Genomic DNA, 12,759 nt, shown 5'->3' with positions numbered 1-12,759 from the left:
ACAGGAGACAAGCGGCATGGCGATCAGCAATTTTACCGACAGGGATGTTCCCGACCAGAGCGGGCGGGTCTATTTCATCACCGGGGCGAATAGCGGTCTGGGTTACGAGGCCGCCAAAGTGCTGGCGGGCAAGGGCGCGCGGGTGCTGATGGGGTGCCGTTCTGAGGAAAAAGCAGAAGCCGCGATGGCGAGCATATGCGCGGCTGTTCCGAAAGCCGACCTGCGGTTCATTCCACTGGATCTGGGAGATCTCAAATCGGTTCGCAGTGCGGCAAAGCTGGCGGCGAAAGAGCCGAGGCTGGATGTTCTGGTCAACAATGCAGGGATCATGATGCCGCCACGCGAAGAGACCGCTGACGGTTTTGAATCGCAATTCGGCGTCAATCATCTCGGGACGTTCGCGCTGACCGGATTGTTGCTGGACAAGGTCTCGCGGGGAGTGAAACCACGGATTGTCATCACCGCGAGCATGGCGCATCGTAGCGGCCAGATCGATTTCGATGATATCAACGCCGAGCAGAGCTACAGCCGCTGGGGTCGTTACGCGATGAGCAAGCTGGCCAATCTGCTGCACATGTACGAGCTCGACCGGCGGCTGCTGTCCTCGGGTTCGCCGGCAATCGCCGTTGCCTGTCATCCCGGCGTTGCCGATACCGAACTGGCCAAGAATTTTCCGGCCGCGCTGGTTTCCCTGTTCCGGCCCGTGTCGAGCCTGTTCATGAACAGCGCGGCGCAAGGGGCGTGGCCGACGCTGGCCGCCGCTGCAGGGGACGATGTCGAGGGCGGGCAATATTTCGGACCCAGCCGGAATGGCGAGTGGACCGGCCCGGCGCGTGAAGTGCAACCCCGATCCAAGGCCCTGCGGATAGAATTGGCCAGACGATTGTGGGACGTCTCCGAGGCGATGACCGGCGTCTGCTATCCCGTATAGTTTCTGCGCGGTCGTTTTTCCCTGATTGTCTTTGCCTATCGCGCGTTCCCCCGTTAGACAGGCAGCGGGAGGAGACAATTGAACGCTTAATCGAGGGGGAAATTGTTTGTTCGATGAAATGCTGGGCAGCGACGATGTCGTTCGTGAGCCTTATGCCGACTATAAAGAGTGGCTCGACAGGGAAGATGTCAAACGTCTCCATCGCAAGACCGACGATGCCGAGGCCTTTTTCCGCAAGACGGGTATCACGTTCAATGTCTATGGCCAGGATGAGGCCGATGAACGGCTGATTCCGTTCGACGTTATTCCACGGATATTATCTGCCCGCGAATGGCGCAAATTATCGCGCGGTATCGAGCAGCGGGTCAAGGCGATCAACGCGTTCCTCTATGATATCTATCATCGCCAGGAAATATTGCGCGCTGGCCGGGTGCCGGTTGAACTGATCGCGAACAATATCGCTTTCCTGCCGCAAATGATCGGCGTCAACCCGCCCGGCGGGATTTACACGCATATCATCGGTACCGACATTGTCCGGACAGGACCGGGCGAATTTTATGTGCTCGAGGATAATGCGCGGACGCCTTCCGGGGTCAGCTATATGCTGGAGAACCGGGAGACGATGCTGCACATGTTCCCCGAACTGTTCGCCAAGATCGGCGTGCAGGAAGTGAGCCGCTATCCAAACAATTTGCGCCGGTCGCTGGCCGCCTGTGCGCCGCCAAAATGCGAAGGCAAGCCAGTGGTCGCCGTGCTGACGCCGGGCATCCACAACAGCGCCTATTTCGAGCACAGCTTTCTCGCCGACCAGATGGGCGCGGAACTGGTCGAAGGGCATGACCTGAAGATCGTGGACGGACGCGTCGCGATGCGCACGACGCAAGGCTATACCCCGATCGACGTGATCTACCGCAGGATCGATGACGATTATCTGGATCCGCTGAATTTTCTGCCCAACTCGATGCTCGGCGTGCCGGGGGTCATGGATGTCTACCGGTCCGGCGGGATTACCATCGCCAATGCGCCCGGCACCGGCATCGCCGACGACAAGGCGCTCTATTCCTACATGCCGGACATTATCGAATTCTACACCGGCCAGAAACCGCTGCTGGAAAATGTGCCGACATGGCGCTGTTCGGAGAAGGACCAGCTTGCATATGTGCTGGAGCATCTAGAGGAACTGGTGGTCAAGGAAGTGCACGGATCGGGCGGCTATGGCATGCTGGTCGGACCGGCGGCTTCCAAGAAGGAAGTCGAGGAATTCCGCGCCAAGCTGATCGGCAATGCCGGCAATTATATTGCCCAGCCGACGCTGGCGCTTTCGACGGTGCCGATTTTTACCGAAAAGGGACTGTCGCCGCGACATGTCGATCTGCGCCCGTTCGTGCTCGTGTCTCCCGATCGTATCGATATCACGCCCGGCGGCCTGACCCGCGTTGCGATGACCGAGGGATCTCTGGTGGTCAACAGCAGCCAGGGCGGGGGGACCAAAGATACTTGGGTGCTGGAAGAATGAGGGGGGCGGGATCATGCTAGGCAAAACCGCCGCCAGTCTTTTCTGGATGTCGCGTCTGCTCGAGCGGACCGAAAATAGCGCGCGCCTGATCGAAGCGGGCTTCCGCATCGCGCTTACCCACTCGTCGTCAGCGGCCGATGAATGGGCCTCCATTCTTGCGTCTTCGGGCGCCAAGAAAAGCTATCTGGCCAAACATGCCGATTATAGTTCGGCCAAGGTCATCGACTTTCTTCTGCGGGACAAGGATAATCCGGGCAGCATTATTTCGCTGATCAAGCAGGCGCGGGACAGCGCCCGCACTGGCCGCATTGCTTTGACCAGAGAAGTTTGGGAAGCGACCAACGAAGCCTGGATGAATCTGAAAACCGCCTTGGCCAATCCAGTCGACGAGCGGGATTTGCCCGACGTTCTGACCGTTATTCGTCAGCAAAGCTCGCTGGTTCGGGGAGCTGTGCTGGGCACGATGCTGCGCAATGACGGCTTTAACTTCATCCGGCTGGGAACGTTCATCGAACGCGCGGATAGTACTGCCCGGATCTTGGATGTGAAATATTATCTATTGCTGCCGTCGATCGCACAAATCGGCTCGGCAGTAGATAATGTTCAATGGGAAACTATTTTACGTTCCGTATCTGCCCAACGCTCCTATCGGTGGCTAAACGGTTCCGATATCAGCGCGTTGAGTGTCGCCGAATATCTGATCCTTCACCGCCAGATGCCGCGCTCACTGGCATTTTGCTATGCACAAATATCTGAAAATCTCGGATATCTGGAACGGGATTATGGCAATGAAGTGACCTCACATCGTCTTGCCGACGATATTTGCGACCGCTTGCTCGGCCAGCCTGTACAGAATATTTTTGAAGCCGGCCTGCACGAGTTCATTATCGAATTTCTGGCGGCCAATAACGGTCTCGCTGCCCAGATCGAGACCGACTATAATTTTCAAGACAGGATAAGCTGAATATGCTGCTGAAAATTAATCATGAAACCCGGTATAATTACGACAAGCCCGTGCAATATGGTCTGCAACAACTGCGCCTTCGCCCGAAGGAAAGACCCGGTCAGCGGATATTGGACTGGAATATCGAGATTGAAGGCGGTTTGGTGGAATTGTCCTTCGAAGATCAACATTGCAATCATGTCGATCTGATCAATATCGAGCGAGGGCGGAGCGAAATCGTCATTCGTTGTACCGGCGAGGTTGAAAATACCGATGGCAGCGGCGTTATCGGCAGGCACGCGGGCTTTGCCCCCTTATGGTATTTCAAGCGGGCGACGGCGCTTACCAGGCCGGAGGCTGAAACCGCCAAATTGATTGCATCCCTCGATCAGGGTTATGATAATGATATTGTCCGGCTGCACGCGCTATCGGCGCTGGTTACCGACAGGGTCGCTTACAAAACCGGGGAGACCAATGCCGAAACTACTGCCGAGCAGGCCCTCTCCATCGGCGGCGGCGTCTGTCAGGATCATGCCCATATTTTCTGCACTGCGGCTCGCTCGCTCGGATTTCCGGCGCGCTATGTCTCCGGATATCTGATGATGAGCGACCGGGTCGATCAGGACGCGACACATGCATGGGCGGAAGCCTATGTCGAGCATATTGGCTGGGTCGGCTTTGACGTGTCCAACGGCTATTCGCCGGACGAACGCTATGTCCGGGTCGCGACAGGTCTGGATTATCGCGATGCATCACCGATAACCGGCCTGCGATATGGTGCGGGCAGTGAGGATATGATTGTAAGCCTGCAAGTGCAGCAGTAGAGAGACCACGAATATTGATCAGGGATAACCATTATAAATGACCTATTGCGTGGCACTGCGGATGAAGCACGGACTGGTTTTCATGTCTGATACCCGCACCAATGCGGGCGTCGACGATATTGCCCAGGTCAAGAAGCTGACAAGCTGGGAAGTGCCCGGCGAACGGGTGATCACCTTGCTGTCGGCAGGCAATCTGGCGACTACGCAGGCGGTTGTGAGCTTGCTGGACGAGCGCGGCAAACATCCCGATGATCGCAATCCTTCGATCTTGCAGGCGCCATCGATGTTTCAGGTTGCGACGATCATTGGCGACACATTGCGCGAAGTCGTCAAAACCTATTCTCATCAGGGTCAGGAAGCGAAATCGCCCTTTGGCGCGACGCTTATTCTCGGCGGGCAGATCAAAGGCAGCGATCCGAGGCTTTTCCTGATTTATCCCGCTGGCAACTTCATCGAAGCCAGCGACGACAGCCCGTTTTTCCAGAGCGGCGAAACCAAATATGGCCGGCCGATTCTGGTCCGCGGCTTCGATCCGGAAATGTCCTTCGAAAATGCCGTGAAACTTTTGCTGGTTTCATTCGACTCCACGATCCGTGCGAATCTGGCGGTGGATTTGCCGCTCGATATGCAGGTCTATGAAGCCGACAGTTTCGCGGTCACGCAACAGCAGCGGATCGAAAAAGACGATCCCTATTTCCAGGCAATTTCGGAGGGATGGGGCGATGCATTGAAAAATGCGTTTCAATCGCTGCCCGATTTCCGCTTCGAAGATTAACCGAAGCGCCTTTTCCCCGCCATCGCCCTGTGCGCCATTGCCATTGTGGTCAGTTGCGCGTTGACGCGTATGCAACTGGGCATCACGCTGGCATCGGCGACATAGCAATTGGTCGTATTGTGCACGCGCTGGTTGAGATCGACGACGCCCTTGTGCGGATCTACATTGATCGCATTTCCCCCGTGGGGATGGGAACTCGACAGGACGACATCATCCGGCTCGACGATGGTCTCTTCGTAGAAGGCGTCAATCTCGTCATGGCTCATGTCACAGGTCAGCGTCTGGCCGCGGAGCAGGGCAGGGTAGACCTCGATTGCGCCGTTGAGGAAATGGACCTTGGTCATGGTCGCCAGCGCGCGGCGCAATAAAGCCAGCTCATCTTCGCCGATTTTTAGTTTGAGTTTGCCATTGTCCATATAGCCGAGCCGGTCGGCGGGAAACAGGACGCCTGCGGAAACCAGCCGGTTGTAATTTTTCATCCGTTCAAAATGGTCCTCAAACCACCCCGGCACGAGGGTTGCCATGCTCATCGGCGGCTGGAAATGGCTTTCGATCAGAAAATCGCCGCGGTCTACATAGGTCGCCATCTGGTCTTCGTTCCAGACGTTTGCGTTCGTACCCTCGGGCATCAGGGCGACCACCGGACAGGCGATGTTGAGCGAGATATTGGTCCCTGATTGCAGAATGCCGCTATTGTAGAGCAGGTTGCTGGAGGCAAGCGCTCCCGCTGCCACCACCACACCTTTGCGAGCGCGAATTGTCCGCTTCTGGCCGTTGGTCAACCTGATTTCGACGGCCTCTGCGACCCGCTTGCCATTGGCGCCTTCGCCCCACAGGATTTCGGTCGCTTCGGCTTTGTGCAATATCCGGGCCGGCTTGTCGCGCGCATCGCTGGTCGCATGGGTCAGGAAGCTTTCCGGCATCGCTTTTTTTCGGCCATAGGGGCAACCGGTGTTGCAATAGCCGCAATATACGCATTCGCTATCCGCTGTTTTCGGTCCGTAATTTTTCCTGAACCAGGCGGTGACGGCCTTGTGGTCCATCGGGTCGCTCGATTGGGCCGCATATTTGTTCCAGCCGTCGATCAGATGCGGACCATTGTTGCGACCGGTGATATGGTCGATTTCCGACACTTCAAGCGCTTGCTCGACTGCCTCGTAACTGATCGCAAGTTCCGCTTCGCTGACCGGAGCGCCGAGCCTGGACCATGTATCATATACATCTTCTGCGTCCGGATGGACGAGCCCTTCATGCTTCATCCGCAGGCAGATGCCATTGTTGATGACGGTGGAGCCGCCGACGACGCGACCCTGAAACACGATGATGTCTCGATCGGCCGTGGTTTGCAGGGCGCCATCCTTGAACATACGGGCGGTCATCCGCGCTTCTTCATGGGTGATGCGGGAGGAGGGATAATGGCTGCCGGCCTCGATAATCAGGGCCTCGTGCCCCTCGTCGGCAACCGCCGCTGCGGCAACGGCACCGCCAGCGCCGGAGCCAATTACGATCACGTCGGTCTCTTCCGGGACAGCTTGATGGCCGACAAATACTTCGGCGGTCAGATCGCGGCACGTCTCACGACGAACCGGGCGTTCGCCGGCGGCAGAACGGTCGCGTTGCGCCGGCAGTTCGAAATCGAGGTCGGTAAAGACCGGGTTGTCGAAATTCGCCTCTTCGTCGCCATGCTGCCAATGGCCATAATAGCCGGCCAGGATGACGCCTTTGGTTCGCGCAATATCCTGAAACAGATCGATCCGGGAGTTTCGCAGTCGCCGGTTGATCAGCCTTTTCCGCAAAGCCGGCGTTGCGACAAGGAAAAGCGGGCCGCCGAGGACCAGCAACAATCCGTAAAGCGCCATGCCGATTTCATCAGGCTTGTCGCCGTCGATGTTGGAGAAATGCTCTTGCAGGTTCTCGACGACCTGGTCGGCAGAAATAGCCATTTTGCGGTCGTGAAACAAAGCGTCCGCCATCGCCTTGATCATCAGCGCCTGCAGTCGATTGAATGGCTTCTGCAATTTCCATCTCCCTCGGTGCGACCCGGGGTGTTTATGGTTGCGGTATAATCCCTCGGAGCATGATCGTCTATGACTATGCCACGCGAGTGGAGGCTTGCTCCGCTGCTAATCCGCTATCGAACAGAAAATGGCCGTCGCGATATTCGTATATTTCCTGATATTCGTGCAGCTTACCGGCATGTTGCGATCCTTTTCTTCGGGTTTAAACCGGAATGTGATGTAAGGCACTGCTTGTGACAGCATCGATGATAGGATATGTTATCTTCATAACAATCGAGAGTTTGTCATGCGAAAAGAAGTCCGTCGTTTCCGTTCCAAACTGGTTGTCGCTATATCCGTTGCGGCACTGGCGCTTCCCGTGCCCGCTTCGGCACAATTCGGCGGATTGTTCAAAAAAAGATCGCCAAGCACGAGCGCCAACAGCGCGGACAAGGATTGCGCCACCGATCCGGGTAATTCGATCGGCAAATCCATCCTGGGTAACATGATCGGAGATTTCACCGGGCGGGCAACGCGCGGCATGGGCGTCATCGGATCCTATATCCCCCGGGCAGAAGTGGCGGACACGCTGACCAACAGTATCGCCTGCCAGCTCGATCCTGACGAGCAGTTGCAGGCAGCGGATGCGACGCGCGACGTCACGCGAGCTGCAGAGGTTGGCAGCAGCTCGGAATGGACCAGCCAGACGCGCGCCAATGTTTCGGGAAGTTCCACCGCGACATCAAAAACGCAAACCGCAGACGGTACAAGTTGCATGAGCATCACCGATGTCATCATTGTTGATGGCGAAGAAACCCGGGTGTCGAAGCGAATGTGCAAAGGCGCCGGTGAGTCTCGCTATGTCGTCATGGTCTGATAAATGAACAATAGGATCAAAATCACAAGAGCCGCAATTGCCGCCGCCTCATTATTGGTGATGGGCGCCAGCGATGTTAAGCCCGGCATGGACCCGGATAATCCGACTTGCCCGCGCTATCCCAACTGGTCGTCGTCCGCGAAGATGGAACTGACTCCTGTTGATCGCAAAGGTACGAAGATTTTGCTCGCCGAAGGCGCGATTGATGTCGGGCTTCCCGACCGGTTGCGCAAGGTGCTGGCGGCAAATCCGGATATTTCCGAAATCTGGCTGCGCTCGCCCGGCGGAGTGGCAAGAGCGGGCAATGAAGCGGGCCGGGTGATCCGGGAGGCGGACGCCTCTATCATCACGCGCATTCCCAAGGGATGGACCTGTTTCAGCGCGTGCAATTTCGTGTTCATGGGCGGCCGGGCGAGGATCGTCGAACCCGGTGCCCATTTCATGGTTCATATGTTCACCATGACCGGCGACCGCAACGCGATCAATTACAGCATCGAGATGGGAACGGACTCCACGGTCGGACTGATCAGCGAAGTGGAGCAGGAAAGCGCGCTGCTCGCCACCGAGGACAATGACTTTCTGATCCGCATGGGTGTCTCGCGCAAATTATTGTCGGAAGTCATGTATAAAACCAGCGCGGTCAAAAGCGGTGACAGCGACAAGTCCACCCGCCGCTGCCTCACCAACGAGGAAGCGCTGCGTTACAATGTTGCCAATGTAACGGGCTAGAGCTCCCGTCAAAGCCGCCCGGCCTCCCGAAAATGACAGCCATGCTTTTGCTTTTCTTTTGAAATTATGGCGTTAGCATGGGCGAGAGCTATTCGGGCCAGATAATCGGGGAGGCAGCAGAATGCGTCATATTGCGATCATCGGATCGGGACCTGCAGGCTATTATTCAGCAGAAGCCGCACAGAAGAAATTTGGCGAAGATGTCGCGGTCGACATTATCGACCGGCTGCCCGTTCCTTTCGGCCTGATCCGCACCGGCGTTGCGCCCGACCATCAATCGATCAAGGCCGTCTCGCGACGCTATGAGAAAACCAATCTCGGCGACAATGTCCGCTTCGTCGGCAATGTCACGGTTGGCGAGGACGTCAGCGTAGCCGAGTTGCAGGGTCTCTATGACGCCGTGGTGCTCGCCACCGGCGCACCCAATGATCGCAAGCTGGATATTCCCGGCAGCGATCTGGATGGCGTGATCGGCAGCGCAGCCTTTGTCGGATGGTATAACGGCCATCCCGATTTCAGGGATCTCGATCCGCCGCTCGACGCGACATCGGTCGCGATCATCGGCAATGGCAATGTCGCTCTGGATGTTGCGCGGATATTGGCGAAAACCGAAGATGAATTTGCCGGCAGCGATATTGTCGGCCACGCGCTCGACGGGCTGAAGAACAGCAAGATCAGGAAGATCACGTTACTGGGGCGGCGCGGCCCGCACCAGATCGCGATGACACCCAAGGAACTGGGGGAACTGGGACATTTGCATCGGGCGCGTCCTATTGTCGATCCACTCGATTTTCCCGAGGAAGGCGATGATGCGATGCTCGAACCCGGCATGCGCAAATCGGTCACCCATTTGCGCAGCTTTTACGAGCGGGCAGGGGAATTGCTCGACAAGCCGATCCAGATCGATTTCGATTTTTTCGCCATGCCGGTTGAAATTCGCGATGACGGCAAGGTCGAGAAGCTGGTCATCGAACGCACCGCACTGGATGCCGATATGCGCTCCAACGGCACTGGCGAACAGTACGAGCTTGATTGCCAGATGGTGATCAGCTGCATCGGCTATCGCACTCCGCCGATCGAAGGCGTGCCTTACGAGCATGGCCGGGGCCGCTTCGCCAATACGGACGGACGGATATTGCCGGGCCTCTATTGCGTTGGCTGGGCGCGGCGCGGACCTTCAGGAACGATAGGGACCAACAAGCCGGACGGCTTTGCAATTGTCGATGCCATTGCAGAGGATATTGGTTCGGGTGATCGCAAGGAAGGACGTGCAGGACTGGATCGGCTGTTTGAAGAGCGCGGCGTAGAAGCGGTCACCTTCCGCGACTGGAAAAAAATCGAGGAAGCTGAAATCGCCCGCGCAAGAGACGGTTCGCCGCGCGAGAAATTTACCGATATCGCCGACATGATCGCGGCGCGGGGTTAAGCGGACAACCACTTCCGCAAAATCGCATTCACTTTTTCGGGCGCTTCTTGCTGCACCCAGTGCGACACGCCGGGCAGGCGATGGAGTTCGAGATTTGGCACCCATTCTTCGGTGCCGTCGGTGCAGCGGATGTCTATCGCTGCATCTTCTTCTCCCCAGATCATCAGGGTCGGGATATCTACAATCCCGTCGCCGATCTCTCTCGCGTCCCTGGTGCGGAGCAGGGCGCGGTAATAGTTGATCATCGCGCGCAGGGCGCCGGGGCGGCTGGCGGCGTCGGCGTAGACCTGCAATTCGCTGTCGGGGAAGCGGCTTTTGTCGACCGCCATATTGAAAAAGGCCTGTTTGACAGGCTCTGCTCCGTTTCGTCCGAACAATTTTTCCGGCAGCCACGGGATCTGGAAGAAGAAAATATACCAGCTTTTCTTCAGTTGATACCAATGGCGAAATTCCCGCTGCGCGCATTTGGGATGGGGTACGTTCATGATCACCAGCCGGGTCAGCGGGCGTATCTTTTTGATCGCAAAATGCCAGGCGACGATCGCGCCCCAGTCATGGGCGATCAGGGTGACGTCGTCCGTGCCGCTGGCATCGATCAGGGCGGCGACATCCTCGACCAAAAGGTTCAGGCGATAGGAGTCTATGCCCTCTGGTCTGCTCGAGCCGCCATAGCCGCGCAGATTGGGTGCCCAGACGCGATAGCCCATCTCGGCGAGCATCGGCATCTGGTGACGCCAGCTATGGTTGAGTTCGGGGAAGCCGTGCAAGCAAAGCGCCAGCTTCTTGCCTTTGCCGGCGGTCGCCACTTCAAAGGTCTGGCCGTGGGCTTCAACCCATTCCACTGCGATGCCGCTCGACGGCTCCGGATTCCATGAGACAATTTTTTTCATATTTTCATCTTGCACGAGGACGCTTTAACCAACCAGTTAAATCTGTTATAGCAGCGAAAAAATAAAGGAGAGAGTCGATGCATGATCTGGTTATACGCGGGGGAACCGTGGTTGATGGTACGGGCGGAGCGCCTTTTGTCGCCGATGTCGCGATTGATGGTGACCGGGTTTCGCTGGTCGGAACGGTCGCGGCGCAGGGCCGCGAAGAGATTGATGCATCGGGAAAAATCGTCACCCCCGGTTTTGTCGACGTGCACACCCATTATGACGGGCAAGCGACCTGGGACGATGAAATGGCACCTTCGAGCTGGCACGGTATCACAACGGTTGTGATGGGCAATTGCGGTGTCGGCTTTGCTCCGGCGCGGCCCGACCGTCACGAATGGCTGATCAATCTTATGGAAGGCGTCGAGGATATTCCCGGCACCGCTTTGGCCGAAGGGATGAGCTGGAACTGGGAGACTTTCCCCGAATATCTCGACGAGCTGGAAAGAATGCCGCGCACCGTCGATGTGGCGACGCATGTGCCGCATGGCGCTGTCCGCGCTTATGTTCTCGGCGACCGGGAAAAACCGGGCGCTGTGCCGACGCAGGACGAGATCGACCAGATGTCACAGATTGTCGAGGATGGTCTGAAAGCAGGTGCTCTCGGATTTTCGACCTCGCGGACGATCCTGCATCGCAGCATTGATGGTGAACTCGTACCTGGCACGACGGCGACCAAGGAAGAGCTGATCGGCATTGGCCGCGCAATGGGCCGGGTCGGCTATGGCGTGTTTGAAATGGCCAGCGATCTCAACAAGGAATGGGATGAATTTGGCTGGATGGGCGATCTCAGCCGCGAAACCGGTCTGCCGGTGACCTTCGCGGCGCTGCAGTCTATCGCCAAGGAGCAGTCGCTCGACGAGCAGATCAGCAATATGCGCGCGGAAAATGACAATGGTGCCAATATCGTCGCGCAGATTGCATTGCGCGGAAACGGCATTGTCATGGCCTGGCAGGGCACGGTGCATCCCTTCGTCCGTCAACCGAGCTGGATGGCTATGGAAGAGCTGAGCTGGGACGAGAAATATGCCAAGCTGAAAGATCCGGCGTTCAAGGCACAATTGCTGAACGAGAGTGCCGAGATGCCGGAGCAGGTCGATATCGTTCCGGTGTTCATGGTCATCACCCAGGGCTGGCCAATGCAGTTCGAGATGGATCCGGATTTCAACTACGAACCACAAGCCGACGAAAGTATCGCCTCGCGCGCTGCCGCCGCTGGTAAATCGGGTGCGGAATATGCTTATGATCTGATGATGGCCGATGATGGCAAGGGCTTCATCTATCTGCCCTTGCTCAACTATATGGACGGCAATCTCGATTTCCTCGAAACATTGCAGCAAGCCGATGACACGGTGAACAGCCTGTCGGATGGCGGCGCGCATTGCGGCACGATCTGTGACGCGGCGAGCCCGACCTTCATGCTCGAATATTGGGTGAAGAACCGGACGCGCGGGACGATCAGTATCGAGAACGCGATCAAGCGGCAATGTCTGGATACGTCACGGCTCTATGGCCTGAACGATCGCGGGGTATTGAAGGCCGGCTATCTGGCGGACGTCAATGTCATCGACATGGAGCGGATCAAGCTTGGTAAACCATGGCTGGCGTTTGATCTGCCAGCGGGCGGCAAGCGTCTGCTGCAAAAGGCTGATGGCTATGATTATACGATCAAGTCGGGGCAGGTGACCTTCAAGGGCGGGGTCGTGACCGACAAGCGACCCGGTGGTCTGATCCGCGGCCCGCAGATGGTCGAAATGCTCGAAGCGGCGGAATGAAATAAACCCCTCCCCCCAAAAAAGGGGGGAG

11 protein-coding genes are annotated in these 12,759 nt (G+C 57.2%); 9 read left to right on the top strand and 2 right to left on the bottom strand.

The features are described from left to right. The first annotated feature begins 16 nt into the window (after window positions 1-16). The 5 genes from AACZ86_RS07675 (at window position 17) to AACZ86_RS07655 (ending at window position 4,989) form a co-directional block, all read left to right on the top strand. Window positions 17-931 carry an oxidoreductase gene (locus tag AACZ86_RS07675; protein WP_339691013.1) on the top strand — a complete coding sequence of 305 codons (915 nt, stop codon included), beginning with the start codon at window positions 17-19 and terminating at the stop codon, window positions 929-931. A gap of 118 nt (window positions 932-1,049) precedes the next feature. Further along, the gene (locus AACZ86_RS07670; RefSeq protein ID WP_339691168.1) at window positions 1,050-2,447 is read left to right on the top strand and encodes a circularly permuted type 2 ATP-grasp protein; all 1,398 of its coding nucleotides are present in this window, start codon (window positions 1,050-1,052) and stop codon (window positions 2,445-2,447) included. A gap of 13 nt (window positions 2,448-2,460) precedes the next feature. Continuing rightward, window positions 2,461-3,411 carry an alpha-E domain-containing protein gene (locus AACZ86_RS07665; RefSeq protein ID WP_339691012.1) on the top strand — a complete coding sequence of 317 codons (951 nt, stop codon included), beginning with the start codon at window positions 2,461-2,463 and terminating at the stop codon, window positions 3,409-3,411. Window positions 3,412-3,413: 2 nt separating this feature from the next. Further along, window positions 3,414-4,214, top strand: a complete 801-nt coding sequence (locus AACZ86_RS07660; protein WP_339691011.1) for a transglutaminase family protein — start codon at window positions 3,414-3,416, stop codon at window positions 4,212-4,214. Between the two features lie 37 nt (window positions 4,215-4,251). Continuing rightward, on the top strand, window positions 4,252-4,989 hold the full coding sequence (locus AACZ86_RS07655) for a peptidase (RefSeq protein ID WP_339691008.1): 738 nt from the start codon (window positions 4,252-4,254) through the stop codon (window positions 4,987-4,989). Here the strand turns inward: AACZ86_RS07655 and AACZ86_RS07650 are convergent. Then, window positions 4,986-7,007: a GMC family oxidoreductase N-terminal domain-containing protein gene (locus AACZ86_RS07650; protein ID WP_339691005.1), complete on the bottom strand. Its 2,022-nt coding sequence runs from the start codon at window positions 7,005-7,007 to the stop codon at window positions 4,986-4,988. The genes AACZ86_RS07655 and AACZ86_RS07650 overlap by 4 nt on opposite strands. A gap of 286 nt (window positions 7,008-7,293) precedes the next feature. Between AACZ86_RS07650 and AACZ86_RS07645 the strand changes: the two genes are divergently transcribed. From AACZ86_RS07645 to AACZ86_RS07635, 3 genes are all read left to right on the top strand, one after another. Continuing rightward, window positions 7,294-7,863: a hypothetical protein gene (locus AACZ86_RS07645; protein WP_339691003.1), complete on the top strand. Its 570-nt coding sequence runs from the start codon at window positions 7,294-7,296 to the stop codon at window positions 7,861-7,863. Window positions 7,864-7,866: 3 nt separating this feature from the next. Next, window positions 7,867-8,592 (top strand): hypothetical protein, encoded by a 726-nt coding sequence (locus AACZ86_RS07640; protein WP_339691001.1) that lies wholly within the window; start codon window positions 7,867-7,869, stop codon window positions 8,590-8,592. 121 nt (window positions 8,593-8,713) lie between these two features. Continuing rightward, entirely contained in the window at window positions 8,714-10,018 is a 1,305-nt protein-coding gene (locus AACZ86_RS07635; protein ID WP_339690999.1) for an FAD-dependent oxidoreductase, read from the top strand. On the opposite strand, the gene AACZ86_RS07630 is transcribed toward AACZ86_RS07635, so the two are convergent. Then, window positions 10,015-10,908 carry an alpha/beta fold hydrolase gene (locus tag AACZ86_RS07630; protein WP_339690996.1) on the bottom strand — a complete coding sequence of 298 codons (894 nt, stop codon included), beginning with the start codon at window positions 10,906-10,908 and terminating at the stop codon, window positions 10,015-10,017. The two genes, AACZ86_RS07635 and AACZ86_RS07630, sit on opposite strands and share 4 nt — an antisense overlap. A gap of 77 nt (window positions 10,909-10,985) precedes the next feature. On the opposite strand from AACZ86_RS07630, the gene AACZ86_RS07625 reads away from it, so the two are divergent. Then, window positions 10,986-12,728, top strand: coding sequence for a D-aminoacylase (locus AACZ86_RS07625; protein ID WP_339690995.1), 1,743 nt, complete (start codon window positions 10,986-10,988; stop codon window positions 12,726-12,728). Window positions 12,729-12,759: the final 31 nt, after the last annotated feature.

The sequence above is a fragment of the uncultured Parasphingorhabdus sp. genome (genome assembly GCF_963975735.1).
Lineage (GTDB): Bacteria > Pseudomonadota > Alphaproteobacteria > Sphingomonadales > Sphingomonadaceae > Parasphingorhabdus.
Note: the sequence above shows the minus strand (reverse complement) of the source record. Positions and strands in the feature narration are given on the sequence as shown.